Source organism: Nitrobacter hamburgensis X14 (genome assembly GCF_000013885.1).
Taxonomy (GTDB): Bacteria; Pseudomonadota; Alphaproteobacteria; order Rhizobiales; family Xanthobacteraceae; genus Nitrobacter; species Nitrobacter hamburgensis.
Genome location: NC_007964.1, coordinates 3,193,096 through 3,215,787, shown reverse-complemented (window position 1 = coordinate 3,215,787; position 22,692 = coordinate 3,193,096). Strand labels below are relative to the sequence as shown.

Sequence of the window (22,692 nt, the reverse complement as noted above, 5' to 3'; positions counted from 1 at the left end):
AAACAAACGAACGGAAAAACAAACTTCAGCATACATCCGGCATTGCCGGAGGGCAGCATCATTGCACAGGCTTGGGATTTGGCAAGTACGATCGGCTGCGCCGGCATTTCGCAGCGTCGGCGCCCCTCACGCCAAGCGCATGGTGAGCTTGTCCTGATCGTTTGGCCGACGGCGCTCGGTCACCTCTTCTTCCACCCGCCGCGATGCCCCGGCGCGCCGCCGGATGATCGCGGTCGTGGACCGAATTCCGGGCCGGATTCGCGTGAATTGGTCGGCTGGAAAATCTTGCTTTCGGTCCCCGGACCCATTTCGTCGAGCGTGGGTTTGCGCGGCTTCGGGCGCGTGCCGGCCGGCTTGACCTCGTGCCAGGTAGCGATGCCCATCTCGTCGAGCGAGGGCTTGTGGATTTTTGAAGTTGAGGAGCCGCGCTTGCCAAACTTTCCGGACGGCCTGCCTTGCGCCGCTTTATCCAAACGCGCCGGCAGATTCGCTGCGTCGCCATACTTCTTGTTGCCAGCATAAGCGCCTGCTTTGGCCGCGACGCCGCGCTGCTTGATAGTGGGATCGTCCACCACCGCAAGCTCGGTGGCGCGCAGCCGCTTGACCTCGTCGCGCAGCCGTGCGGCCTCCTCGAAGTTCAGGTCGGCGGCGGCCTCGCGCATCCGCGTTTCCAGATCGGAGAGGACCGCCTCGAAGTTGTGGCCGATCGCGACCGCATCGTCGGCCATGCCGCCATCGCCGATCTCCACCAGCACATGGTCGCGCTCGTAGACGCTGTTGAGGATATCGCCGATGGATTTCTTGATGCTCTCCGGGGTGATGCCGTGGACGGTGTTGTACTCCACCTGCTTCTCGCGGCGGCGGTCGGTCTCGGCGATCGCGCGTTGCATCGATCCCGTGACCTGATCGGCATAGAGGATCACCCGGCCGTCCACGTTGCGCGCGGCGCGGCCGATAGTCTGGATCAGCGAGGTCTCGCTGCGCAAAAAACCTTCCTTGTCGGCGTCGAGAATGGCGACCAGCGCGCATTCGGGAATGTCGAGGCCCTCGCGCAGCAGGTTGATGCCGACCAACGCGTCGAACGCACCTAACCTCAGATCGCGGATGATCTCGATGCGCTCGATGGTGTCGATGTCTGAGTGCATGTAGCGGACGCGGATGCCCTGCTCGTGCAGATATTCGGTGAGGTCCTCCGCCATGCGCTTGGTCAGCACGGTGACGAGCGAGCGATAGCCCGCAGCGGCGGTGGCGCGCACCTCGCCGACGAGATCGTCCACTTGGGTGCGCGCGGGGCGGATGTCGATCGGCGGATCGATCAGCCCGGTCGGGCGGATCACCTGCTCGACGAACACGCCGCCGCTTTCGTTCAATTCCCACGCCGAGGGTGTTGCCGACACTGCGACCGATTGCGGGCGCATCATGTCCCATTCCTCGAAACGCAGCGGTCGGTTGTCCATGCAGGAGGGCAGGCGAAAACCGTATTCGGCGAGCGTCGCCTTGCGGCGGAAGTCGCCGCGGAACATGCCGCCGATCTGCGGCACGCTGACGTGGCTCTCGTCGGCGAATACCAGCGCGTTGTCGGGAACGTATTCGAACAGCGTCGGCGGCGGCTCGCCGGGACGGCGGCCGGTGAGATAGCGCGAATAGTTCTCGATGCCGGCGCAGCTTCCGGTGGCCTCCATCATTTCGAGATCGAAGGTGGTGCGCTGCTCCAGCCGTTGCGCTTCAAGGAGTCGCCCCTGCGCGTGCAATTCGTCGAGCCGCATCTTGAGTTCGGACTTGATCGACTTGATCGCCTGAATCAGCGTCGGACGCGGCGTGACATAGTGGGAATTGGAATAGACCTTGATGAATTCCAGTTCGTCCTGCTTGTGGCCGGTGAGGGGATCGAACTCCTCGATGCTTTCCACCTCGTCGCCGAACAGGTTGACGCGCCAGGACCGGTCCTCGTAGTGCGCCGGGAAGATGTCGATGACGTCGCCGCGTACGCGGAAGGTGCCGCGGGTGAAGTCGGCCGAGGTGCGCTTGTATTGCAGTGCCACGAGGTCGGCGATGAGCTGGCGCTGGTCGATGCGCTCGCCGCGCCTCAAGGCGAACGTCATCGCAGTGTAGGTCTCGACCGAACCGATACCGTAAATGCACGACACCGAGGCGACGATGATGACGTCGTCGCGCTCCAGCAGCGCGCGCGTCGCCGAATGACGCATGCGGTCAATCTGCTCGTTGATCGAGGAATCCTTCTCGATGTAGGTGTCGGTGCGAGGGACATACGCCTCCGGCTGATAGTAATCGTAGTAGCTGACGAAATATTCCACCGCGTTGTCGGGGAAGAAGCTCTTGAACTCGCCGTAGAGCTGCGCCGCCAGCGTCTTGTTCGGCGCGAGGATCAGGGCCGGGCGCTGCGTCGCCTCGATCACCTTGGCCATGGTGTAGGTCTTGCCGGAGCCGGTGACGCCGAGCAGCACCTGGGTGCGGTCGTTGCGGTTGATGCCTTCGACCAGTTCCTTGATCGCGGTCGGCTGATCGCCCTTCGGCTCGTATTCGGACTTGATGACGAAGCGCACGCCGCCCTCGGATTTCTCCGGGCGCGGCGGGCGGTGCGGCGTCCACACTTTCATCGCGCCGTTGTCGCCGCGAAATTCGGGTCGGCCGTCGCGCAACAGCGCTTCCAGCGACTCCGCTGTCGCCTTGACGCCGAGGCCTTCCATCTTGTTGCGCGGCGGCCGCGCCAATGCCTCGTCGTCATCCTCGGCGGTCGGCAGCCCGAGTTGCCGCGCCAGTTCCGGATCGAGCGCCGGAACGGTGGCCGACGTGCCGTAGGTCGGCGTCGCGAATTCCGATTGCTGTGCTTCGTCGAAGCCGCGTCCGACATCCTCCCCACTAGAGGGGGGAGAGGAGTGCGCAGCATCGCGCTCGGCTGTAAGCTCGCTCTTGCCGCGCGTTGAGGCGCGCGCGCGATGCGCAGCCGCCTCGCCGCCGGAGCGGCGGTCCCACGAGTTGTCCGGCGGCGGCTGTAAGCCCGTGCCGGAACCGAGGCCGGCGTCGCCGCGATTGATAGCGGGATTGAGCAGTTCCGCGAGCGCAGGCCCGATCGGCTGCACCTCGGGACGATGTGCCTTGGATTTCGGCGCCTTCGAATTCGGGACCTTGGATTTCGAAACCTTGGATTTCGGCGTTTTGCCGGGTTGTTTCGGGGAATCGGGAGTCTTCGTCATGCAGGCAATATGGGGCGAGTCCGGCCCGCACGGAAGGGCGCAGTCGCACGGATGCGCGATGCCGCAATGGTCATGCCTTCCGCGATGATGAAGCAGCCCCCGCCGCCTTTCGCAGGCACTCCCGGCACAGGCAATCGCCGCCTTGGGTCGGCATCGGCAGTCGCGCCGTTTCCTCCGCGCACCAACAGTTCCCCGACGGATCGCAGCCGAATTCCGTTCCGCACCCGGAACAGACGAGGCTGCGGGCGGTCTGCTGTCCGGTCTGCTGTCCGGTCTGATGTGTCATGTAGATCAGGAGGCGTTTCATGTCGGGCTCAGCGAGGCGAAAACCATACTCCCGAAATCGTTGAAGGTGAAATCCGATAAGGCCGCGAATCCGCGCGAGGTTATTCCGCGGCGCGCAGGTGACGGATCCGGGGGCGATGGCCACCGCCACGCAGCGACAGGTAGTAGTCGGCGTCGGCCGGGTCGTCGGTGTGACGAACGAGCTCGGTCACCGGAGTATAGCTCAGCATCCGTCCGCCGTCCGGGAGCGCCGTGCAGCTAAAGCGCAGCACCTGGCCGTCCCTGAGCTTGATGTTGATCGGGGTCTGGTCGCCCGCGCGCATCATCCTGGTGCGCTCGGCGATGAAATGGCTGAGTTCGTCCTCGGGCAATTCGTACGCGCCGGTGTCGCGGCCGTGATACATCAGCGCAATGAACGGCGGCTTGCTGTCGGCCTTTTCGTCCGGCAGCGAGAAGTAGGTGCGGAAGGCGCGGTTGATGAATTCGGCCCGGGTATCTGCGTCGAGCAGCACGACGCCGATGTCGATCTGGTCGAGGGCGGCGGACAGTCGTGCCGCGGTCGCGTGCCGCTCGCGCCATCTGAGCGCGCTCACCATCCGCCGGCGCAGCAACCCGGTGATCACGGCGGTGCCGCCGGCGGTCAGGGCCAGCAACACCAGATGCAGCAGGGAAGGAAGAGTGGCCGCCGCGTCGTGGCCTGTCATGAGCAGCGCGGAGGCCAGAACAGCGATGCCGGCGCTGATCAGGCCTGACGTCGTTCCACTGAGCGATGCGGCGAGCGCGACGACGCAGACGTACAGCGCTGACGGAATGGCAACGACATTGCGATCGACAAAGATGGACGCGATCGCCACCAATGTCGCGAGAGCCGGGCCAATTATCGTCCGCCAGTCGAAGCGCATCGCCTGTTCCCGTAACGTGAATGAGGATAAGCCCGCTTTGATGACAAGTGGTTGCATAGCCGGCAATGTTTTCGTCACCAGCGTTAACGGCATCTAACGTGGTGGAATCCGTTTGCGACGATTTGAAATCAAATGCTGTCGGTCTGGGGGAACCGGGTCGAGGAGGGGTTTGAGGTCGCCGATCGACACGATCGCAATGACGCAATTCGATGCGCCATGACCGACATAGCCGTTCGAAGACGGGCGTCGTTTCGCTCGCTGCAATTGCGGCGTCAGCATGATAGTTCTCGCGCCCCGCGCGCCGTTCTGCAAATGTGCCGGTTGGGAATCATTGTCGAGACGGGGATGCCGATGACCGGCCGAAGCCTTCCATGGGCGTTGATGATCGCGATCGCCTGCGTGCTGCGCCCCGGCGCGGCTCCGGCCCAGGACGTTCCCGGCATCGAGATCTGTACCGCCGAAAAGACGATGGAGCGGCGAACGAGCTGCCTGCAGAGCAACGTCAATTTCCTGCAAGGGACCACCAGCAGACTTGCCATCGACAGCCAGCAGAAAATCGATGCCGCCAACCGGCGGATTGGGGCGCTGGAGGGTACGGTCGCGGAACTGCAGAAGGCGGTGGCCGAACTTCAGGCGGCGCGGAAAAAACAGCCGCAGCCGCCGGCGAAGGAGGACGGAAAAGACAACGCGAAGGAGAACGGGAAGTAGTTCAGGCAGTTTTTCCGAAGCACGGTTTTTTCGAGGCGATGTTTCAAGAGTGGTCGTTAAGGTTCCTCCCGGCATGTCAGCTATTTCCGGCCATCCAAAATCTTTCTCGCCCGCGTCTTTCTCGTTGCCGGGCTGTCAAGACGTGGAGCCGAGAGTAAAACTGGCTTTGCCAGTTTTTGTCTCGATCTCGCAATGACGGTACAAGGAACGGAATATACCATGCCCTGGTTGCAGCCCGTCACACTCGAAGGACATCATGCGCGGCTTGAGCCGCTGTCACACGACCACCGCGACGCCCTCGTTGAGGCGGTAAGGGACGGCGAACTCTGGAAGATCTGGTACACTTTTGTTCCCGCACCGGAGAAGATGGGGAGCGAGATCGAGCGGCGGCTGTCGCTGCAAGCCTCCGGCACTATGCTGCCGTTCACGGTACGGGACGCCGAGGGCAGAATTGCGGGCATGACCACCTACATGAACGTCGATGCCGCGAGCCGCCGTGTCGAGATCGGCTCGACCTGGTATGCGAAGCGCGTTCAGCGCACCGCCGTCAACACCCAGTGCAAGCTGCTGCTGCTCGCACACGCCTTTGAAAAGCTGAACTGCATCGCCGTGGAATTCCGCACCCACGTTTTCAATCATGTCAGCCGGCGCGGCATCGAGCGGCTTGGCGCCCGGCAGGACGGCATCCTGCGCAACCATCAGATGTCGCCGAACGGGACGCTGCGGGACACTGTCGTCTACAGCATCCTTCCCGGCGAATGGCCGACGGTGAAGGCGCATCTTGCTTACGAGCTTAATGAAAAGTCTCGATAGCCCCGCCACCAGCGGGTCCTGGCGGCCGCTTTGCGAATGCGTGAATGTCGTCAGGCGCGTTTGATGAACGACACCACGAGGAGAACGATGATGGCGCCGATGGCTGCATTGATGACCTGGGCGAAAAAACCGCCGCCGATCAGAACTCCGAACAGCGGCAAAAGCCAGCCGGCGACGATTGCGCCGATGATGCCGATGATGATATTTCCGATCAGTCCGAAGCCTCCGCCTTTCACGATCAAACCAGCCAGCCAACCCGCGATCGCGCCGACAATCAACCACACAATGACGCCCATGGATCGCTCCTCCTGAAATGCCGTTCTCGTCGGCACTTTCTTGATGATTGCTGCTCGGTATCGTGTTTGACGGCACAGCAGGTTGCGGGTCAATCCTAGAGGAAAAAGCCGGCAGGTCCAGCTAGTGAGTGTCGCCGCTGCCGTCTGCCAGACCCGCGATACCGGCCTTTGGCGGACGAGGAGCGGCCATCGACCCCGTAGCATCATCTTTGTCGTGGCGGGCTTGACCCGGCCATCCACGTCTTTATCTCGTCGGGATGCAGCAAGACGATTTCGGAGGACATGCTCATGACCCAGACGATCACGCGCGGCATCAAGGCGCTGCTCCAGGAAGCGAACAGGGAAATCGAGACCATGAGCGTGGCGGACGTCAAGGCCGCGGTCGCGCGCGGCGAGGCGATCCTCGTCGATATCCGCGATCCGCGCGAGCTCGAGCGCGAAGGCAAAATTCCCGGCTCGTTTTCCTGTACCCGCGGCATGCTCGAATTCTGGATCGATCCTGAAAGCCCCTATGCCAAACCGGTCTTCCAGGAGAACAAGCTGTTCATCTTCCACTGCGCCTCGGGCTCGCGCTCGGCGCTGGCGGCAAAGACCGCGCAGGACATGGGGCTGAAGCCCGTCGCGCATCTCGGCGGCGGCTTCAAAGCCTGGCGCGACGCCGGCGAAGCGGTCGAGAATGTCGAGCCGAAGGCGAAGTCATAACATTATCCGTCATGCCCGGCCTTGTGCATGACCGTGACAAGCACGGGCCATGCAGCGGTGAACGCAGATAACTTCGTCACACGCGGGCTTGACCCGTGTGTCCATCTTTCAAGATGGATTGCCGGGCTAGGCAAGCGGAAGCGACGCCGTTCTTCGAACGGCTATGTCCGGCAATGACGTGCAAGCAGGAATACCTCATCATGACCTCCACCGCCGACGATCCCCTCGTCTCCACCGAATGGCTGGCCGCGCACCTCGGCGATGCCGGCGTCAAGGTCGTCGATGCCTCGTTCAAGATGCCGGGCGTGCTGCCACTGCCGGTCGATGATTTTCTCGCCGCGCACATCCCCGGCGCGGTGTTCTTCGACGTCGATGCCGTGTCCGATCGTGCGTCACCGCTGCCGCATATGTATCCGGATGCCACGCAGTTCGCGCGCGACGTCGGCGCACTCGGGATCTCCTCCGGCGATACTGTTGTGGTCTATGACTCCGGCGGCTGGGTCGCCGCGCCGCGGGCGTGGTGGATGTTCCTGTCGTTCGGCCACGGCGATGTCCGGGTGCTCGACGGCGGCCTGAAGAAATGGCGCGCGGAACGCCGCCCGGTTGAAACCGGCAAGGCAGCGCCGAAGCCGGGCAAGTTCACCGCTGTGTTCGATCCGGCCTATGTGCGCAGCAAGGCGCAACTCGCGAGCAACCTGTCGTCGCATCGCGAGCAGCTTGTCGATGCGCGAGCAGTCAATCGCTTCGAGGGCGGCGTGGCGGAGCCGAGGCCCGGCTTGCGTTCGGGTCATATCCCCGGTAGCCGCAACCTGCCATACAACGAACTGTTCGATGCCGCGAGCGGCGTCATGAAACCGCTGGACGAATTGCGCGCCGCTTTTACCGGCGCTGGCCTTGACCTGGCGAAACCGCTCGTCACCTCGTGCGGCTCCGGCGTGTCCGCCGCGGTGCTGACGCTTGCGCTCTATCGCCTCGGCGTGCGCGGCTCGGCGCTCTACGACGGGTCGTGGTCGGAGTGGGGATTGCAGGACGGACCCCCGATCGCCACCGGACCCGCCTGAACGGGCTCAATCCGAGTCGAACTGCGACCTCGAAACCACGGGCTGCGATGAACGATGTGACGGCCGGGTCGCACGGCGGTGTCGCTTGGCGGCGCGGGGCGGCTTCGCTGAGGACCGTTTGGCAGCCGGCGTCGGATCGGCGATCTGCGCTGCCTGTGCGGGACGGTTCACCGGCAGGGGAGCCGTGAAATGCTCTCCGAACGGCGATGTCATCGTTTCCGCGACGTCGGACACACCGACATCGGATTTGGCGGCATCGGTTTTCGCAGTGTCCGGTTTGACGGCGTCGCCGGCTTTGAGCGAAGGCTCAACGCTTGGCGGCGGGTCCGACGGTTCTGCTGCGGCTGCATCGGCGGAGGACGCCGTGTCCGCCGCCGGCGGAACGGGGTCGGACGGCTCCGGGGAAGCTGCGGGCGTGGCATTGTCGGTCGAGGCTGAGGGTGCATCGGTGGCAGCAGGCGCGGTGGCGGCTTCCGGCTGCGCGTCCGGTGCGGCCGTCATTCGATGCTGTGCTTCGGCCTGATCCGGCACCGGCTCGGCGGGATGGGCGGTGGGTGTATCGACTTGCAGCACGGCCAGCGTCGGCTGTTCAGTCTCTTCTCGCGACCCGAACGTGACTTCCGGCATCTGCTTGAGAGGCACACTTGCGAACTCTTCGTGCGTTGCCCGCAACAGAGCTGCGGCACCAAGGCCGAAGATCAGCATCGAGACGGCCAGCACGACCGCAACGGACAGGAAACGGAAGCCGGGCAGCATAGGTACAGGTTCCACCTTCGCCGCGCGGTCTGCGACGGTGATCGAGCCATCGGAAGCGAATCAAGCGCTTTGAGATTACCGCAACGGTTGCGACAACGCGCCCCAAAAATCGTCCGTTTTGCCCAGTGCGCCGGAACCGGTGAGGCATAGAGGTCACGCTTCACCACGATCTCGGAATTATGACCGAAACAGGGGCGCTTTTGCCGGAATTGTCTTGAATGCGCCGCTATCCTGCGCGATGTGGCCGTTAACGATCCGGTGTCTTGTTGGACTTATACAAGGGCGATGATGATCAAACCTATTCTGACGGTTTTTGCGGCGGTCGTCGCTGGCGCGGCGGGAATCTCGCTCGCCTCCGCGCAGGGGTATCCGCCCTCGCCGGGCACGGTCTATTCCGCGCCGCCCTCCGCATATCCGGGAGAGGATGACCGTCCAGGCGCGATCGATGCGCTTCCCGATTTCGATGCGGCCGACGACGACCAGTCACCGCGGCGGCACAATTCCGCAGAGCTGCCTCCGCCGGGACCGATTATGTCGCCGGAGGATCCGCGTTACGGTCAGCCCGGCCCCGCGCAGTATCCGACGCGTGCGCCGGAAACGGTTGCTTCGACGGGCGGGCCGGCCACGGGTTTCGCGCCGCCGGCTCCTGTGGGCGTGGACGGCAGGCCGACCTCGCTGTCGGCGCTGCCGCCGGATGAGCAGCCGGAGGTTGATCAGGGCGGCGAAAAGCAGTTAGCGCCGAGGCTGCGCCGTCAGGAAGTCACCTTCGCAACCAAGGAGCCGCCTGGCACCCTCGTGGTCGATACGTCGAACACGTATCTGTATTATATTCTCGGCAACAATCGCGCGATCCGCTATGGCGTGCGCGTCGGCCGTGACGGCTTCACCTGGGCCGGCGTGCAGAAGATCAGCCGCAAGGCCGAGTGGCCGGACTGGCATCCGCCGACGGAAATGATCGAGCGCCAGCCTTATCTGCCGCGCTTCATGGCCGGCGGCCCCGGCAATCCGCTGGGCGCCCGAGCCATGTATCTCGGCTCGACCGTGTATCGCATTCACGGCACCAACCAGCCGTCGACGATCGGCAAGTTCGTGTCGTCGGGCTGCATCGGTATGCTCAACGAGGATGTGTCGGACCTGTTCGATCGCGTGAAGGTCGGCACCCGCGTCGTCGTGTTGCCGGGCGGTCCGCCGCACACCGATACGACGGCCTCCACTCAGCCGGCGCCTGGTCAGCCGGCGCCTGGTCAACCGGCTCCTGGATCGAACGCAGCGCCGGCTCCGCAGACGGCGAGCCTGCCCGGAGCCCAACCGACCGCGGTGGCGCCGCTGCCGGCGCCGGTTACGATCCGGTAGAGCGTTTTCGAGCGAAGTGGATACCGGTTCGCGTGAAGAAAACGCGTCAAATCAAAATTATAGAGCCTCGCTTCTGATTCCATCAGGAGCGAAAAGGCTCTAGCCGCGGCGCGATGTCTGGTCGCCCCCACGAACGCGGGGCCGATAGCCTCTGAGTTTATTGTTTCCGAATGCGTCCAGTTCGCTGCCGAAACAGGCCTCGCGTATGAGTGCCTGCCTTCGCAGGGACGCCCCTGAGGGCGTGACGAATTCTCTTGTTGGCTTACCGGAGCACTTGCACCGGCGCGCCCTTGAGCCACGCGGCGATGTCCTCGACCATCTCGATGTAGTAGTGCCGATAGTTTTCCGTGCTGACGTTGTCGAGATGCGGCGTCAGCACGGTGTTATCGAGCTTGCGCAGCGGATGTCCGAGCGGCGGCGGTTGCCGCGAGAAGGTATTCGGTCCGTCGCCACCGATCGAGCGTTCCTGAAGCGCCGCTGCGTCGATGATCGGCCCGCGCACGGTCATCCGCGCGGCGTCGTCGCGCGATACGAGACGGCGGGTGCGCAGCCATCTCATTGGGAACGCGACGGCGGGTTCTGGCCGTGCCTGGCGCGCCAGGCGGGTCCGGGTCCGCGCATGTAGTGCAGTTCTGGCCGGTAGGAGTTGAATGCGGTTGCGATGAAGTCGCGCCAGAACGCGCGAATCCCGTGCAACCGTCCGCGCCGGTGATCCTGTTTTTCGGCCCGGTTGGAGGCTGACGCCGATACGTTGGTCGCCATGGTCGTTTTCTGCCGTGTTGTACGAGCTTCCTGCTGGAAGACCGCCATGATTGCGCTGGTCTCGCTATTGTTAGTCGATTCAATTAAAAAGCGGTTCGAATGAGAGGGAGCGGAATGTTTCTCTCGTCAACCTTTCCGGCCGGTTAAGGCAAGGTTGCCCTTTCGTCCCCGCGTCGCTACATGAGCGGCAGCAACAAATTTCCCCAAAAAATGCAACGCTTTCAGGGATCACGATGGCGCGCCAGTTCGTCTACTTCATGCAGGGCTTGTCCAAGACCTATCCGCCGAACCGGAAGGTGCTGGATAACATCCATCTGTCGTTTTATCCGGAGGCCAAGATCGGCGTGCTCGGCGTCAACGGCTCGGGCAAATCGACGCTGCTTAAAATCATGGCCGGCCTCGACAAGGATTACTCCGGCGAGGCCTGGGTCGCGGAAGGCGCCCGCGTCGGCTATCTCGAGCAGGAGCCGCAACTCGATCCGGCCAAGACCGTGCGCGAGAACGTCATGGAGGGCGTCGCCAAGCAGAAGGCGATCCTGGACCGCTACAACGAGCTCGCGATGAACTATTCCGACGAGACCGCGGACGAAATGACGAAATTGCAGGACGAGATCGAGGCCCAGGGCCTGTGGGATCTCGACAGCAAGGTCGATCAGGCGATGGACGCGCTGCGCTGTCCGCCCGATGAAGCCGACGTCACGAAGCTGTCGGGCGGCGAGCGCCGCCGCGTCGCGCTGTGCCGCCTGCTGCTCGATCAACCCGAATTGCTGCTGCTCGACGAGCCGACCAACCATCTCGACGCCGAGTCGGTGTCGTGGCTCGAAGGCCACTTGCGCAACTATCCCGGCGCGATCCTGATCGTCACCCACGACCGCTACTTCCTCGACAACGTCACCGGCTGGATTCTCGAACTCGATCGCGGCAAGGGCATTCCCTACGAGGGCAACTATTCGGCGTGGCTGCAGCAGAAGCAGAAGCGTCTCGCGCAGGAAGGCCGCGAGGACGTCGCGCACCAGAAGACGCTGGCGCGCGAGCAGGAATGGATCGCCTCCTCGCCGAAGGCTCGCCAGGCCAAATCCAAGGCGCGCTATCAGCGCTACGAGGACCTGCTCAAGCAGGCCAGCGAGAAGCAGACCCAGACCGCGCAGATCATCATTCCCGTCGCCGAGCGCCTCGGCCAGAACGTGGTTGATTTCGACGGCCTGAGCAAAGGTTTTGGCGACCGCGAACTGATCGACGATCTGACCTTCAAGCTGCCGCCCGGCGGCATCGTCGGCGTGATCGGCGCCAACGGCGCCGGCAAGACCACGCTATTCCGTATGATCACCAAGCAGGAAACGCCGGACAAGGGCACCATCACCGTCGGCGAGAGCGTGCATCTCGGTTACGTCGATCAGTCGCGCGATGCGCTCGACGGCAAGAAGACGGTGTGGGAGGAAATCTCAGGGGGTAACGAGCAGATACTGCTCGGCAAGAAGGAAGTGAATTCGCGCGGCTACTGCTCGTCGTTCAATTTCAAGGGCGCGGATCAGCAGAAGAAGGTAGGCAGCTTGTCGGGCGGCGAACGCAATCGCGTGCATCTTGCAAAAATGCTGAAGTCCGGTGCCAACGTGCTGCTGCTGGACGAGCCGACCAACGATCTCGACGTCGATACGCTGCGCGCGCTGGAAGAGGCGCTGGAGGATTTCGCCGGCTGCGCCGTCATCATCAGCCACGATCGCTGGTTCCTCGACCGCATCGCCACGCATATCCTCGCCTTCGAGGGCGACAGCCATGTTGAATGGTTCGAGGGCAACTTCCAGGACTACGAGAAGGACAAGATGCGCCGGCTCGGTCAGGACAGCGTCATCCCGCACCGCGTGAAGTACAAGAAGCTGACGCGGTAGGCGACCGACATAGCAGACGGGGCAGGGGAAGGAGCGTCCTGTCCCCGGGGCCTCTGTGGAACCAAATCGACCCGCCGATTATTGATGACCACGAATATCGGGGTCATGCCGGCTGTGAGTCTGGATCTGGACGCAAGGGCGACGCCGCGGATAGCGGGAGGTTTCGGCGACCGGGCGTTGACGTCGGCGATCGTCGCCGCCCTCGTGATCTGCGGGCTCTATGTGGGTCGCGAGATTTTCGTTCCCATCGCGCTGGCCGTGCTCTTGAGCTTCGTGCTTGCCCCGCTGGTGGATATTCTGGAACGGTGGCATTCCCCGCGCGCCGCCAGCGTGCCGCTGGTGGTCGTGCTCGCCTTTGTCGCGCTCTTCGCGCTCGGAAGCCTGATAGCGAACGAGGTCAGGCACCTGGCCGAGGGACTGCCCCGCTACCAGCAGACCATGCAGCAGAAGATCCAATCGCTGCGGGCGCTGACGGCGACAGGGCCGCTCGATCGCGCGGCGGATATTCTTCAGAATCTCGGCAAGGAAATCAACGTACCGCAGGGCCAGCCGCCGTCGCCATCGGCGGCGACCTCGCCGCCGTCCAAAACGCCCGGCGAGGTCGAGCCTATCCCCGTCCAGGTACGTCCGCCGCCGCAGTCCGCCCTCGAGAACATCTCGGCGCTCATCACTCCCCTGCTGCATCCGCTGGCGACGGTGGGCGTGGTGATCGTGTTCGTGGTCTTCATCCTGTTCCAGCGGGAGGATCTGCGAAACCGGCTCATCAAGCTCGCGGGCTCGAATGATCTGCAGTCCGCGACCGCGGCGATCGACGACGCGGCCGGCCGCCTCAGCCGTCTTTTTCTGATGCAGGTCGCGCTCAACACCAGCTTCGGCGTGATCGTGGCTATTGGACTTCTGGTGATCGGCGTCCCCAGCGCTATCCTCTGGGGAATTCTGGCAGCGATCATGCGGTTCGTGCCTTACGTCGGCGTCTTCATTGCGGCGTTCTTTCCTCTGACGCTGGCCGTCGCGGTCGACCCCGGTTGGTCGATGCTGCTGTGGAGCGGCGCGCTCATTCTGCTGACGGAGCTCGTGATCGGTCAGGTCTTCGAACCTTTGCTCGTCGGGCACAGCAGCGGATTGTCGCCGGTGGCCGTCGTCGCCTCGGCGACGTTCTGGACCGCGCTGTGGGGACCGATCGGTCTTGTCCTTGCGACTCCGTTGACGATCTGCCTGGTCGTGCTGGGCCGCCATGTCGAGCATCTCAGGTTTCTCGACATCCTTCTCGGCGATCGTCCGGCATTGTCGCCGCCGGAGTTGTTCTATCAGCGGATGCTGGCCAGCGATCCTGAGGAGGCTGTGGACACGGCCGAAAAGCTTTTGAAGGAGCGATCGCTCGCCGAATACTACGAGACCGTCGCGCTGAAAGGGTTGATGCTGGCGCAGGCCGATCTCAGGCGCGGCCGGCTGTCGCCCGACCGCATGGCTGAAATCAGGGACAGCGTCACCGAGGTGATCGACGGACTGGCCTCCGAATCCGACGATGCTCCGGAGGGCGACGACACGAAGGATGCGGAAGCCGCCGAAGAGGCAGGGGTGACGGCCGATGCGCCGATGCCCGAACTGCCGTTCGTCATCCGCGAGGGCCTTCCGCCGGACTGGCAGGCCGAGTGTCCGGTGCTGTGCGTCGCCGAGCGCAGCGATCTCGACGAGGCGGCCGCGATGCTTCTGGCTCAGATCCTGTCGAAACACGGTCTCGGGGCGCGGGCCGCGCGGAAGGAGGAGACATCGTCGAGCGGGATATTTCGGCTCGACGCCTCGGGCGTGATGCTCGTGTGCCTGTCGACGCTCGATGACGGCAGTCCGGCCCACACCCGCCATCTCGTGCGCAAGCTCCGCCGCAAGATGCCGCGGGCGCACATCCTGGTCTGTTGCTGGGGACGGACCAACAGCGCGATGACGCGGCACGACCTCAAGGCCGACGCGGTGGCGGACACTCTCGGGGAAGCCGCCGCCCATTGTCTGTCGCTGGTCGAGCAAACCGGCATACCGGACGATGGTGTCGTTCCGCGCGTGGCGTCCGGCTCCGCCGATTCCGCGGCTGCGGCGGGCTGACCGGAGTGCGGGCCGCCGGGGCTTACATGACATACACCGCCCCGTGATCGGCGTTGACTTGGTTCGCAGCGCTTGGTTGGTGTCGATAAGGAGGATCGGAGAGAGGCGATGGATGACTGGAGCGCCGAGCAGTATCTGAAGTTCGAGGACGAGCGGACGCGACCGTCGCGCGATCTGTTGGCGCAGGTTCCGCTGAGCGCGCCGCGCAAGGCGGTCGATATCGGCTGCGGTCCCGGCAATTCCACCGAGCTCCTGGTCGAGCGCTGGCCGCAGGCCGAGATCATCGGTATCGATACATCCGCCGACATGCTGCGGCGGGCGCGCGAACGCCTGCCGGGACAGACATTTATCGAAGCCAACGTCGCGCACTGGGTCCCGCCGGCGAACACCGACCTGCTGTTCGCCAATGCAATCTTCCAGTGGGTGCCGGAGCATCTGCGCCAGTTGCAGCGGCTGCTCGGCGCGCTGCCGTCAGGCGGCGTGCTGGCGGTCCAGATGCCGGACAATCTCGATGAGCCAAGTCATGTCATGATGCGCGAGGTGGCTCATTCGGGGCCATGGCGGGAAACACTTGCGGACGCCGCGCGGGCGAAAGACGTGCTGCCGCGGCCCGGCGCCTACTACGACGCGCTGCGGCCGCTGTGTCAGCACATCGAGATCTGGCACACCATTTATAATCATGTCCTTGCGGACACCGCGGCGATCGTCGAATGGGTCAAGGGCACCGGACTGCGGCCGTTCGTCGATCCGCTGGAGCCTACCGAAAGGAAAGAGTTCTTGCGCGAATACACGGCGCGCATCGCCGCCGCCTATCCGCTGCAGGCGGACGGCAAGGTGCTGCTGCGCTTTCCGCGCCTCTTCGTGGTCGCGATCAAGTAAGGCGAGCAAGTAATGCCGCACCCGTCGTCGCGCTGCGTTTTGCCGCGGTGTATGGTCTCGATTCCGTCACGGTGAATCGTTTAGAACGCGTCTCCCGCCACGACGAGACCCCCTTATGTCCCCGACGCCTGAAACTTTGCTGCCCCCGAAGGCTGCCGTCGCTGCCCTGCGCCCGCTGCCGACGCTGATCTTCTCCTCGCGCTGGCTTCAGCTGCCGCTTTATATCGGCCTGATCGTCGCCCAGGGCGTCTATGTCGTCCTGTTCCTGAAGGAACTGTGGCATCTCATCGGGCACTCCTTCGATTTTTCCGAACAGCAGATCATGCTGGTGGTACTTGGCCTGATCGACGTGGTGATGATCTCGAATCTCCTGGTGATGGTCATTGTCGGCGGCTACGAGACCTTCGTGTCGCGGCTCAATCTCAAAGGCCACCCCGATGAGCCGGAGTGGCTCGGCCATGTCAACGCCAGCGTTCTCAAGATCAAGCTCGCGATGGCGATCATCGGCATCTCGTCGATCCATCTGCTGCGGACGTTCATCGAGGCCGGAAACCTCGGCAGCACCGAGCGCGTCACCAACTACACCGAAAGCGGCGTGATGTGGCAGACCATCATCCACACCGTGTTTATCTTTTCGGCGATCGGCATTGCGTTCGCGGATCGGATTTCGAGCGAGTCGAACGGAGCGAACGGCCACAAGGAGCATTGAGCATGGCGGCGATCGGCTGGAACGCTCTGCGGCGGCTGCGGCTTGCGATCGCGATCATGGTCGCGCTCGCTCTTGGAGCCGGAGTGCCGCCGGCGCACGCGGCGGACGCCGGTTTTGCGCGTTTCATCGCCGCGATCTGGCCCGAGGCGCAGCGGGCGGGCGTCTCACGCGCAACCTTCGACTCCGTAACGACAGGGCTCGAACCCGATTACAAACTGCCCGACCTGATCCTGCCCGGTCGGCCCGCGACCGGCGCGCCGTCGCAGGCGGAATTCGTTCAGGTGCCGGCGGATTACCTCAAGGAGAAGAGCATCGCGCGGCTGGCGGCCCAGGGGCAGCGGCTGATGCAGACATACGGGCCGACGCTGAACGCGATCGAAAAGCGCTTCGGCGTACCCGCAACCATCATCCTTGCCATCTGGGGCCGCGAGACCGACTACGGCCGCTACGCGCTGCCTTACGATGCGATGCGCGTGCTGGCGACACAGGCCTATGTCGGCCGCCGCAAGGAGCAGTATCGCACCGAATTCATCGACGGGCTGCTGCTATTGCAGCGCGGAGACGTCTCGCGCAAGAATTTCCGCGCGTCGTGGGGCGGCGCCACCGGCCTCACGCAATTCCTGCCGTCCGAACTTGCCAAACATGGCGTCGATTTCGATGGCGACGGCCGCGTCGATATCTGGACCTCGGTGCCCGACGCGCTGGCCTCGGCCGCGCAGCAACTCGTCAACAAGGGTTGGCGGCCAGGGTTGCGCTGGGCCTATGAGGTACGCGCGCCGGCGAACGTCGATTGCACGGAAGGCGTGCCGGAGGTGACGAAGCCGATCGGCGAATGGCTGCGCGAAGGGTTTTTGCCGGTTCGCGGGCAAAAGCTGACCGCGGCCGAGCGGGCGCAACCGGCGTCGCTATTGCAGCCGGAAGGCATCTATGGCCCGTCGTTCCTGACCACGAAGAACTACTTCGTGATCAAGGAATACAATTTCTCCGACCTCTACGTGCTGTTCGTCGGCCATCTCGCCGACCGCATGACCAGTCCGCTGCCGTTCGCGACGCCGTGGTCGGCTTCGACGCAATTGCGCAGCCGCGACGTCGAGGCGATGCAGCGCCATCTGACGCGGATCGGCCTGTACAAGGACAAGATCGACGGCAAGGCGGGGATGCTGACGCGCGCGGCGCTCGGCGCCTACCAGAAATCGGCCGGTCTCAAAGTTGATTGCTGGCCCAGCGACGCGGTGCTGCGTGCGATGAGCGCGGCGCGCTGATCGTAACGACGTCAAAAGAAAAACCCGGCCGTGAGGCCGGGTCTCTTCAGGGGGTCGGATCGCAGGACGATCGGATCAGTCGCACACCTGGACGCGACGGAAGCGCCACACGCCGCGGTAGTCGTCCCAGAAGCGCTCGCGTACCATGTGGCACGGCGGCTCCTCCACATAGACCGGAGCCGGCGCAGCATAGGCCGGACGGCTGTTGGCAATCGCACCGCCAATGAGGGCGCCGCCCACCAGACCGCCAAGAACGCCGGCTGCGACGTCACCGCCGCCGGCATGGGCCTGCGGAGCCATTGCTACCGAACCAGCCGCAATCGCCGCTGCCGCGAGGAGGGCGAAAACTGTCTTCTTCATCTTGGGTCTCTCCTGAAGGTAGCGCCGCGGTCGGGCGCCGGGTTTTAGGGCTATCCACAACGCCGTCGTTCAAACCGGTTATCTCACCTGGAAGCGTCCGGCGTCTACCTGACGTAAACGTTCGCAGGTCACTTGCCTGAAAAAACGGTTTTTTCAGGCCTTTGTATGCGACGCTCCAGAAAACGCCGACAGTATAATCTGGAAACCGATTCGTTAAATCGGGTCGCCGCCGGATCAGCCGCAAACCCGGACGCGCCGAAGCCGCCAGCCGTAACCATCCCAGAAGCGCTGACGCTGCCAATAGCAGTCGGGCGCCGCGACGTATGCCGGGCCGCCGTAATAGCCGTAGCCGGGTCCATAGTATCCGTATCCCCCACCGTAATAGCCGGGTCCGTAATAATAGCCCGGGCCTGCCAGCGCACCGCCGAGGATAGCGCCGCCGATCAGTCCGCCGACGACACCGGCCGCGACCCGGCCGCCGCGCGCTTCGGCGGCTTGAGGTGCAGCCACCGCTGTGACCATGGCAACCGTCGCCAATGCCATCAATGTTCTCTTCATGGCTTCACACTCCTCCTGCATCAATCGGCCGCGCATAGCGGTCTGTCGAACAACAGATTCCACATCCGGTTTGAACGATCAATGAACAGGGTCGGCTCAATCCTGCCATCATCCGATGTTCGGTGTGAAGATTTTGTTATGGATATCATGATGTTACGGAAACAACGCGGCCGCGGCCCGCACCCGGTTTCCGGGCAGTTTGGAATAGCTTGAAACAGCTGGTTTTCCCTTTGCGTTTCGCGAGACGGTCCAACAATATCGGCCGTGTCCGCGTAGTAATTGGGTTCCGTTTTCATGATCGTTTGTTCCTGTAACGTGCTGACCGATCACGACGTCCGCTCCGCCGTGATCGCAGCAGACGACCTGCGGCGTTCGCCCAAGCAGGTTTACGGTTGTCTCGGATGCAGCGCGGAATGCGGGCGATGTGCCCGGACCATCAGGACCATCATCAAGGAAGCGCTCGGCGCCTGTGCCCGAAAATGTTGCGACGGCTGTCCCCACTCCGCGATGCACGCCGAAGCCGAGCAGATTCAGACCGAAATCCCAGTCTGACGGATTTTTCGAGTTCCTCGCTCCGTTAATACCGTTGGCGGATAGCGGCCCATCCTTCTTGGGGGTTGTCGCGTCGCCGAATTTGATTTAGAAGCATTCTAAGAAGTATTCTAAACTGGGTTGGCTGGCGCGACGGCCAGCCTTTCAGCGTCAAAGCACACAGAACAGGAGCTGCTCCATGAAGGGCGACCCAAAGGTTATCGACTACCTGAACAAGGCGCTCCGCCACGAACTGACCGCGGTCAGCCAGTATTGGCTGCATTACCGGCTATTGGACAACTGGGGCATCAAGGACCTCGGCAAGAAATGGCGCGAGGAATCCATCGAGGAGATGCAGCACGCCGACAAGCTGATTGATCGCATCATCTTCCTTGACGGCTTTCCGAACCTGCAGGTGCTCGATCCCCTGCAGATCGGCCAAAACGTCGGCGAGGTGCTGGATTGCGATCTCAAGGCGGAATATTCGGCGCGCGCGCTCTACGAGGAGGCGGCGACCCACTGCCACGCGGTAAAGGATTACGTCACCCGCGACATCTTCGAGAGCCTGATGAAGGATGAGGAAAGTCATATCGACTTCCTCGAAACCCAGATCGATGTCGTCAAGAAGATCGGCGTCGAGCTATATTCGCAGAAGTACCTCGGCGAAATGGATCACGACTGATCGTGACATCCTGCTTTCCGAAAGCCGGCGCTGTCGAGCGCCGGCTTTTTTGTGCTCGCGTTCATGCAGCCTGATCGCGCTTCACCGCCCACAGCGCGAAGGCATAGGCGAGTGCAACCTCGTCGAGCCGGTTGAAGCGGCCGGAGGCGCCGCCGTGTCCCGCACCCATGTTGGTCCGCAGCAGAACCGGGCCGCCCGACGTCATGGTGGCGCGCAGCCGCGCGATCCATTTCGCCGGCTCCCAGTAGGTGACGCGCGGATCGGTCAGCCCGCCCATGGCGAGGACCGCCGGATAGTCCTTCGCCGCGACGTTCTCGTAAGGCGAGTAGGACAGGATGGTGCGGAAATCCTGCTCGCTCGCGATCGGGTTGCCCCACTCCGGCCATTCCGGCGGCGTCAGCGGCAGAGTATCGTCGAGCATGGTGTGGAGCACGTCGACGAACGGCACCTCCGCGACGATGCCGGCGAACAACTCGCCGGCGCGGTTGGCGACCGCGCCCATCAGCATGCCGCCGGCGCTGCCGCCGTGGCCGACGATCATCTTCGCGGACGTATAGTTCGCCGCGATCAGCGCGCGGCCGCAAGCGGCGAAATCGTCGAAGCTGTTGGTCTTCTTCTCGCGCTTGCCGTCGAGATACCAGCCCCAGCCTTTATCCGCGCCGCCGCGGATATGCGCGATGGCGTAAACGAAGCCGCGGTCGACCAGCGACAGCCGGTTGGCCGAGAACGACGCCGGCATCGCGTGACCGTAGGAGCCGTAGCCGTAGAGCAGCAGCGGCGCGCGGCCGTCCCGCACAAAATCCTTGCGATGCAGAATCGAGACCGGAACCTGCGCGCCATCATGCGCCGCCGCCATGATGCGGGTGGTGACATAATTCAAAGGATCATGCCCCGACGGAATCTCCTGGCGCTTGCGTAAAGTTCGCGAGCGGTCCGCCATGCCATAATCGAACACCTCGGCCGGCGTTGTCATCGACGAATAGCTGAAGCGCAACGTCGTGGTGTCGAATTCGTAGCCGCCATGGGTATCGAGCGAATAGGCGGCCTCGTCGAAGGCGATGGAGTGCTCGTCTCCACTCGCGAGATCGCGAATGACGATCGACGGCAACGCATTGGCGCGTTCGAGCCGCACCATGTGGCCGGAATAAAGTTCGAGATCGAGCACATAGGTGCCGGGACGGTACGGGATCAGGTCGCGCCAGTTTGCGCGCTCGGGCGCCGCCAGCGGCGCGATCACGACCTTGAAGTCGATGGCGCCGTCGGCGTTTGTGAGGATTAAAAGCTCGTCGCCGCGATCGGCGACGGAATATTGCACGCCGACCTCGCGCGCCGCGATCAGGCGCGGCGCGTCATCGGGCCTGGCGAGATCGATCAGCCGCTGTTCGGAGGTTTCGTGATCGCCGCCGGCGATCACGCAGAAGCGGCCGCTTGCGCTCTCATGAATATGCGTGAACCAGCCGGTGTCCCGCTCTTCGTAAACCAGCACGTCATCGGCCTGCGCCGTGCCGAGCCGGTGGCGATAGACCTGCATCGGGCGATGGTTGTCGTCGAGCTTGACGTAGTAGAACGCGCGGGAGTCCGCGCTCCACACCACGCCGCCGTCGGTCTCCTCGATGACATCGGCGAGATCGGTGCCGCTGTCCCAGTCGCGCACGCGGATAGTGAAGTATTCCGAGCCGCGATCGTCGGCGCTCCACGCCTCGAGGCGATGATCCGGAGAATGACGTCCGCCGCCGAGCTGGAAGAACTTCTTGCCTTCGGCGAGCGCGTCGCCATCGATGACAAACCGGGCATCGCCGCCGTCGCGCGGCTGCCGCCCGATCATGCGATGCTGGCCGCCTTCGCGGTATTTCGTGAAATAGGCGAAGGGTCCGTCGGGCGAGGGGACGGTGGAATCGTCCTCCTTGATGCGGCCGCGCATTTCCGCGACGAGCTGCTTTTGCAGAGGCTCGGTCTGCGCGAGCAGGGCATTCGAATAGGCGTTCTCGGCCTCGAGATAGGCGCGGATATCCGGCGCCAGCAGCGACGGCTCGCGCAGCACCTGCTGCCAGTTCGCATCCTTCAGCCAGGCATAGTCGTCCGTCAGGGTAACGCCGTGGTGGCTGTAGCTCTGCGGCCGCCGTTCGGCTTTCGGGGTTGTCGGTGTCGATGTCATGATTTTAGAGAGACGCCTGCGATCGAAAGCGCAGGCCGTGCCTGTCCAGCGTGCGCGAGGGATGAACTGTCCGTGTTCATAGGAGGGTGCGCGCGCAACGGCAAGCGGATGTCGGGGCGGAGAGGCCTGCGCCGGCTCTGTGATTGGTGTGATTGCCGTCACGGTCTGCCGCGGCGATCGCCGTTACGGTGCCTGCGGATTTCATCCGGTCGCGCAGGAGAGATCATGCAGCTCTTGACGGTGTACGGCGGTCTCGGCGGCGATCTCTGGTTCTCGGAATGTGCCATTTATTCCGCTGATCTGGCTCATGTGCCGGACGCCAAAGTCAGCCGTGATCGGGAACGTCGAGCCCGCTGGCGGCATACTGCCGTATCTTGTTGCGCAGCGTGCGCACCGATACGCCGAGCACCCTTGCTGCACGGGTGCGGTTGCCGTCGCAACGCGCCAGCGTTTGCAGCACAAGCTCCCGTTCGACCTCGGTGACCGTGGAGCCGACCAACAGCAGAATCACCGCGTCGGGCGTGAGCGCAGCTTGATCCTGCAGCGAGCTTTGCGCGCCGGTTTGCAAATTCTGGGTCATCAGTCCCTCACAAAGCGGCTTGCTCCGAAGAAAAAGCCGACTGGATTGAGACCCCCATCCCCGGCCATAAGGCTAATGATATGGTTACCGGATTATTAACATATCTTGGGGTTCTCTGAAGATCCTGAAAAACAAGGAAA

At 63.5% G+C, this 22,692-nt stretch carries 23 protein-coding genes; 12 read left to right on the top strand and 11 right to left on the bottom strand.

Annotation, left to right across the window (positions count from 1 at the left end; all coding sequences use genetic code 11):
- Nucleotides 1-179 precede the first annotated feature (179 nt).
- The 3 genes from uvrB to NHAM_RS14985 form a co-directional block, all read right to left on the bottom strand.
- On the bottom strand, nt 180-3,215 hold the full coding sequence (gene uvrB / locus NHAM_RS14995) for an excinuclease ABC subunit UvrB (protein ID WP_011511354.1): 3,036 nt from the start codon (nt 3,213-3,215) through the stop codon (nt 180-182).
- 70 nt (nt 3,216-3,285) lie between these two features.
- On the bottom strand, nt 3,286-3,501 hold the full coding sequence (locus NHAM_RS28275) for a hypothetical protein (RefSeq protein WP_041359054.1): 216 nt from the start codon (nt 3,499-3,501) through the stop codon (nt 3,286-3,288).
- 100 nt (nt 3,502-3,601) lie between these two features.
- Entirely contained in the window at nt 3,602-4,402 is an 801-nt protein-coding gene (locus NHAM_RS14985) for a PAS-domain containing protein (protein WP_011511352.1), read from the bottom strand.
- 351 nt (nt 4,403-4,753) lie between these two features.
- Here NHAM_RS14985 and NHAM_RS14980 point away from each other — a divergent pair, with 351 nt between their 5' ends.
- Nucleotides 4,754-5,110: a hypothetical protein gene (locus NHAM_RS14980; RefSeq protein WP_011511351.1), complete on the top strand. Its 357-nt coding sequence runs from the start codon at nt 4,754-4,756 to the stop codon at nt 5,108-5,110.
- Between the two features lie 219 nt (nt 5,111-5,329).
- The gene (locus NHAM_RS14975; protein WP_011511350.1) at nt 5,330-5,923 is read left to right on the top strand and encodes a GNAT family N-acetyltransferase; all 594 of its coding nucleotides are present in this window, start codon (nt 5,330-5,332) and stop codon (nt 5,921-5,923) included.
- A gap of 50 nt (nt 5,924-5,973) precedes the next feature.
- Here the strand turns inward: NHAM_RS14975 and NHAM_RS14970 are convergent, their stop codons facing one another.
- The gene (locus NHAM_RS14970) at nt 5,974-6,219 is read right to left on the bottom strand and encodes a GlsB/YeaQ/YmgE family stress response membrane protein (protein WP_011511349.1); all 246 of its coding nucleotides are present in this window, start codon (nt 6,217-6,219) and stop codon (nt 5,974-5,976) included.
- Between the two features lie 288 nt (nt 6,220-6,507).
- Here NHAM_RS14970 and NHAM_RS14965 point away from each other — a divergent pair, with 288 nt between their 5' ends.
- Together NHAM_RS14965 and sseA are read left to right on the top strand one after the other, a co-directional pair.
- Complete coding sequence (locus NHAM_RS14965) at nt 6,508-6,921, top strand: rhodanese-like domain-containing protein (protein WP_011511348.1); 414 nt, start codon at nt 6,508-6,510, stop codon at nt 6,919-6,921.
- Nucleotides 6,922-7,121: 200 nt separating this feature from the next.
- Nucleotides 7,122-7,982 carry a 3-mercaptopyruvate sulfurtransferase gene (gene sseA / locus NHAM_RS14960; protein WP_011511347.1) on the top strand — a complete coding sequence of 287 codons (861 nt, stop codon included), beginning with the start codon at nt 7,122-7,124 and terminating at the stop codon, nt 7,980-7,982.
- Between the two features lie 6 nt (nt 7,983-7,988).
- Here sseA and NHAM_RS24090 read toward each other — a convergent pair whose 3' ends face one another.
- Complete coding sequence (locus NHAM_RS24090; RefSeq protein WP_011511346.1) at nt 7,989-8,738, bottom strand: hypothetical protein; 750 nt, start codon at nt 8,736-8,738, stop codon at nt 7,989-7,991.
- Between the two features lie 285 nt (nt 8,739-9,023).
- Between NHAM_RS24090 and NHAM_RS14950 the strand changes: the two genes are divergently transcribed.
- Complete coding sequence (locus NHAM_RS14950) at nt 9,024-10,091, top strand: L,D-transpeptidase (protein WP_157043646.1); 1,068 nt, start codon at nt 9,024-9,026, stop codon at nt 10,089-10,091.
- A 262-nt stretch (nt 10,092-10,353) separates the two neighbouring features.
- Here NHAM_RS14950 and NHAM_RS14945 read toward each other — a convergent pair whose 3' ends face one another.
- A complete protein-coding gene (locus NHAM_RS14945; RefSeq protein WP_041358204.1) occupies nt 10,354-10,650 on the bottom strand; it encodes a hypothetical protein in 297 nt (98 codons plus the stop codon).
- A complete protein-coding gene (locus NHAM_RS14940; protein ID WP_011511344.1) occupies nt 10,647-10,853 on the bottom strand; it encodes a hypothetical protein in 207 nt (68 codons plus the stop codon). The genes NHAM_RS14945 and NHAM_RS14940 overlap by 4 nt, the downstream gene beginning before the upstream one ends.
- Before the next feature lie 233 nt (nt 10,854-11,086).
- On the opposite strand from NHAM_RS14940, the gene ettA reads away from it, so the two are divergent.
- The 5 genes from ettA to NHAM_RS14915 all read left to right on the top strand — a co-directional run bounded on the left by ettA (nt 11,087) and on the right by NHAM_RS14915 (nt 17,686).
- Nucleotides 11,087-12,739 carry an energy-dependent translational throttle protein EttA gene (ettA, locus tag NHAM_RS14935; protein ID WP_011511343.1) on the top strand — a complete coding sequence of 551 codons (1,653 nt, stop codon included), beginning with the start codon at nt 11,087-11,089 and terminating at the stop codon, nt 12,737-12,739.
- Between the two features lie 84 nt (nt 12,740-12,823).
- On the top strand, nt 12,824-14,836 hold the full coding sequence (locus NHAM_RS14930; RefSeq protein WP_157043645.1) for an AI-2E family transporter: 2,013 nt from the start codon (nt 12,824-12,826) through the stop codon (nt 14,834-14,836).
- Between the two features lie 108 nt (nt 14,837-14,944).
- Nucleotides 14,945-15,715 carry a trans-aconitate 2-methyltransferase gene (gene tam / locus NHAM_RS14925; protein ID WP_011511341.1) on the top strand — a complete coding sequence of 257 codons (771 nt, stop codon included), beginning with the start codon at nt 14,945-14,947 and terminating at the stop codon, nt 15,713-15,715.
- A 115-nt stretch (nt 15,716-15,830) separates the two neighbouring features.
- A complete protein-coding gene (locus NHAM_RS14920) occupies nt 15,831-16,424 on the top strand; it encodes a TIGR00645 family protein (RefSeq protein ID WP_011511340.1) in 594 nt (197 codons plus the stop codon).
- Nucleotides 16,425-16,480: 56 nt separating this feature from the next.
- Nucleotides 16,481-17,686 carry a lytic murein transglycosylase gene (locus tag NHAM_RS14915; RefSeq protein WP_041359052.1) on the top strand — a complete coding sequence of 402 codons (1,206 nt, stop codon included), beginning with the start codon at nt 16,481-16,483 and terminating at the stop codon, nt 17,684-17,686.
- Nucleotides 17,687-17,761: 75 nt separating this feature from the next.
- On the opposite strand, the gene NHAM_RS14910 is transcribed toward NHAM_RS14915, so the two are convergent.
- Nucleotides 17,762-18,046 carry a hypothetical protein gene (locus tag NHAM_RS14910; RefSeq protein WP_011511338.1) on the bottom strand — a complete coding sequence of 95 codons (285 nt, stop codon included), beginning with the start codon at nt 18,044-18,046 and terminating at the stop codon, nt 17,762-17,764.
- A 234-nt stretch (nt 18,047-18,280) separates the two neighbouring features.
- Complete coding sequence (locus tag NHAM_RS14905; protein WP_011511337.1) at nt 18,281-18,604, bottom strand: hypothetical protein; 324 nt, start codon at nt 18,602-18,604, stop codon at nt 18,281-18,283.
- Nucleotides 18,605-18,898: 294 nt separating this feature from the next.
- On the opposite strand from NHAM_RS14905, the gene NHAM_RS14900 reads away from it, so the two are divergent.
- Nucleotides 18,899-19,156 carry a (2Fe-2S)-binding protein gene (locus NHAM_RS14900; RefSeq protein ID WP_011511336.1) on the top strand — a complete coding sequence of 86 codons (258 nt, stop codon included), beginning with the start codon at nt 18,899-18,901 and terminating at the stop codon, nt 19,154-19,156.
- A 178-nt stretch (nt 19,157-19,334) separates the two neighbouring features.
- Entirely contained in the window at nt 19,335-19,817 is a 483-nt protein-coding gene (gene bfr / locus NHAM_RS14895; RefSeq protein WP_011511335.1) for a bacterioferritin, read from the top strand.
- Nucleotides 19,818-19,878: 61 nt separating this feature from the next.
- Here bfr and NHAM_RS14890 read toward each other — a convergent pair whose 3' ends face one another.
- The gene (locus NHAM_RS14890; RefSeq protein WP_011511334.1) at nt 19,879-21,972 is read right to left on the bottom strand and encodes a S9 family peptidase; all 2,094 of its coding nucleotides are present in this window, start codon (nt 21,970-21,972) and stop codon (nt 19,879-19,881) included.
- Nucleotides 21,973-22,297: 325 nt separating this feature from the next.
- Complete coding sequence (locus NHAM_RS14885; RefSeq protein ID WP_011511333.1) at nt 22,298-22,552, bottom strand: helix-turn-helix domain-containing protein; 255 nt, start codon at nt 22,550-22,552, stop codon at nt 22,298-22,300.
- Between the last annotated feature and the right edge of the window lie 140 nt (nt 22,553-22,692).

Bases quoted from the DNA above. Each gene is read 5' to 3' on its own strand.
- uvrB (WP_011511354.1), bottom strand. From the start codon at position 3,215: ATGACGAAGACTCCCGATTCCCCGAAACAACCCGGCAAAACGCCGAAA.
- NHAM_RS28275 (WP_041359054.1), bottom strand. From the start codon at position 3,501: ATGACACATCAGACCGGACAGCAGACCGGACAGCAGACCGCCCGCAGC.
- NHAM_RS14985 (WP_011511352.1), bottom strand. From the start codon at position 4,402: ATGCGCTTCGACTGGCGGACGATAATTGGCCCGGCTCTCGCGACATTG.
- NHAM_RS14980 (WP_011511351.1), top strand. From the start codon at position 4,754: ATGACCGGCCGAAGCCTTCCATGGGCGTTGATGATCGCGATCGCCTGC.
- NHAM_RS14975 (WP_011511350.1), top strand. From the start codon at position 5,330: ATGCCCTGGTTGCAGCCCGTCACACTCGAAGGACATCATGCGCGGCTT.
- NHAM_RS14970 (WP_011511349.1), bottom strand. From the start codon at position 6,219: ATGGGCGTCATTGTGTGGTTGATTGTCGGCGCGATCGCGGGTTGGCTG.
- NHAM_RS14965 (WP_011511348.1), top strand. From the start codon at position 6,508: ATGACCCAGACGATCACGCGCGGCATCAAGGCGCTGCTCCAGGAAGCG.
- sseA (WP_011511347.1), top strand. From the start codon at position 7,122: ATGACCTCCACCGCCGACGATCCCCTCGTCTCCACCGAATGGCTGGCC.
- NHAM_RS24090 (WP_011511346.1), bottom strand. From the start codon at position 8,738: ATGCTGCCCGGCTTCCGTTTCCTGTCCGTTGCGGTCGTGCTGGCCGTC.
- NHAM_RS14950 (WP_157043646.1), top strand. From the start codon at position 9,024: ATGATGATCAAACCTATTCTGACGGTTTTTGCGGCGGTCGTCGCTGGC.
- NHAM_RS14945 (WP_041358204.1), bottom strand. From the start codon at position 10,650: ATGAGATGGCTGCGCACCCGCCGTCTCGTATCGCGCGACGACGCCGCG.
- NHAM_RS14940 (WP_011511344.1), bottom strand. From the start codon at position 10,853: ATGGCGACCAACGTATCGGCGTCAGCCTCCAACCGGGCCGAAAAACAG.
- ettA (WP_011511343.1), top strand. From the start codon at position 11,087: ATGGCGCGCCAGTTCGTCTACTTCATGCAGGGCTTGTCCAAGACCTAT.
- NHAM_RS14930 (WP_157043645.1), top strand. From the start codon at position 12,824: ATGACCACGAATATCGGGGTCATGCCGGCTGTGAGTCTGGATCTGGAC.
- tam (WP_011511341.1), top strand. From the start codon at position 14,945: ATGGATGACTGGAGCGCCGAGCAGTATCTGAAGTTCGAGGACGAGCGG.
- NHAM_RS14920 (WP_011511340.1), top strand. From the start codon at position 15,831: ATGTCCCCGACGCCTGAAACTTTGCTGCCCCCGAAGGCTGCCGTCGCT.
- NHAM_RS14915 (WP_041359052.1), top strand. From the start codon at position 16,481: ATGGTCGCGCTCGCTCTTGGAGCCGGAGTGCCGCCGGCGCACGCGGCG.
- NHAM_RS14910 (WP_011511338.1), bottom strand. From the start codon at position 18,046: ATGAAGAAGACAGTTTTCGCCCTCCTCGCGGCAGCGGCGATTGCGGCT.
- NHAM_RS14905 (WP_011511337.1), bottom strand. From the start codon at position 18,604: ATGAAGAGAACATTGATGGCATTGGCGACGGTTGCCATGGTCACAGCG.
- NHAM_RS14900 (WP_011511336.1), top strand. From the start codon at position 18,899: ATGATCGTTTGTTCCTGTAACGTGCTGACCGATCACGACGTCCGCTCC.
- bfr (WP_011511335.1), top strand. From the start codon at position 19,335: ATGAAGGGCGACCCAAAGGTTATCGACTACCTGAACAAGGCGCTCCGC.
- NHAM_RS14890 (WP_011511334.1), bottom strand. From the start codon at position 21,972: ATGACATCGACACCGACAACCCCGAAAGCCGAACGGCGGCCGCAGAGC.
- NHAM_RS14885 (WP_011511333.1), bottom strand. From the start codon at position 22,552: ATGACCCAGAATTTGCAAACCGGCGCGCAAAGCTCGCTGCAGGATCAA.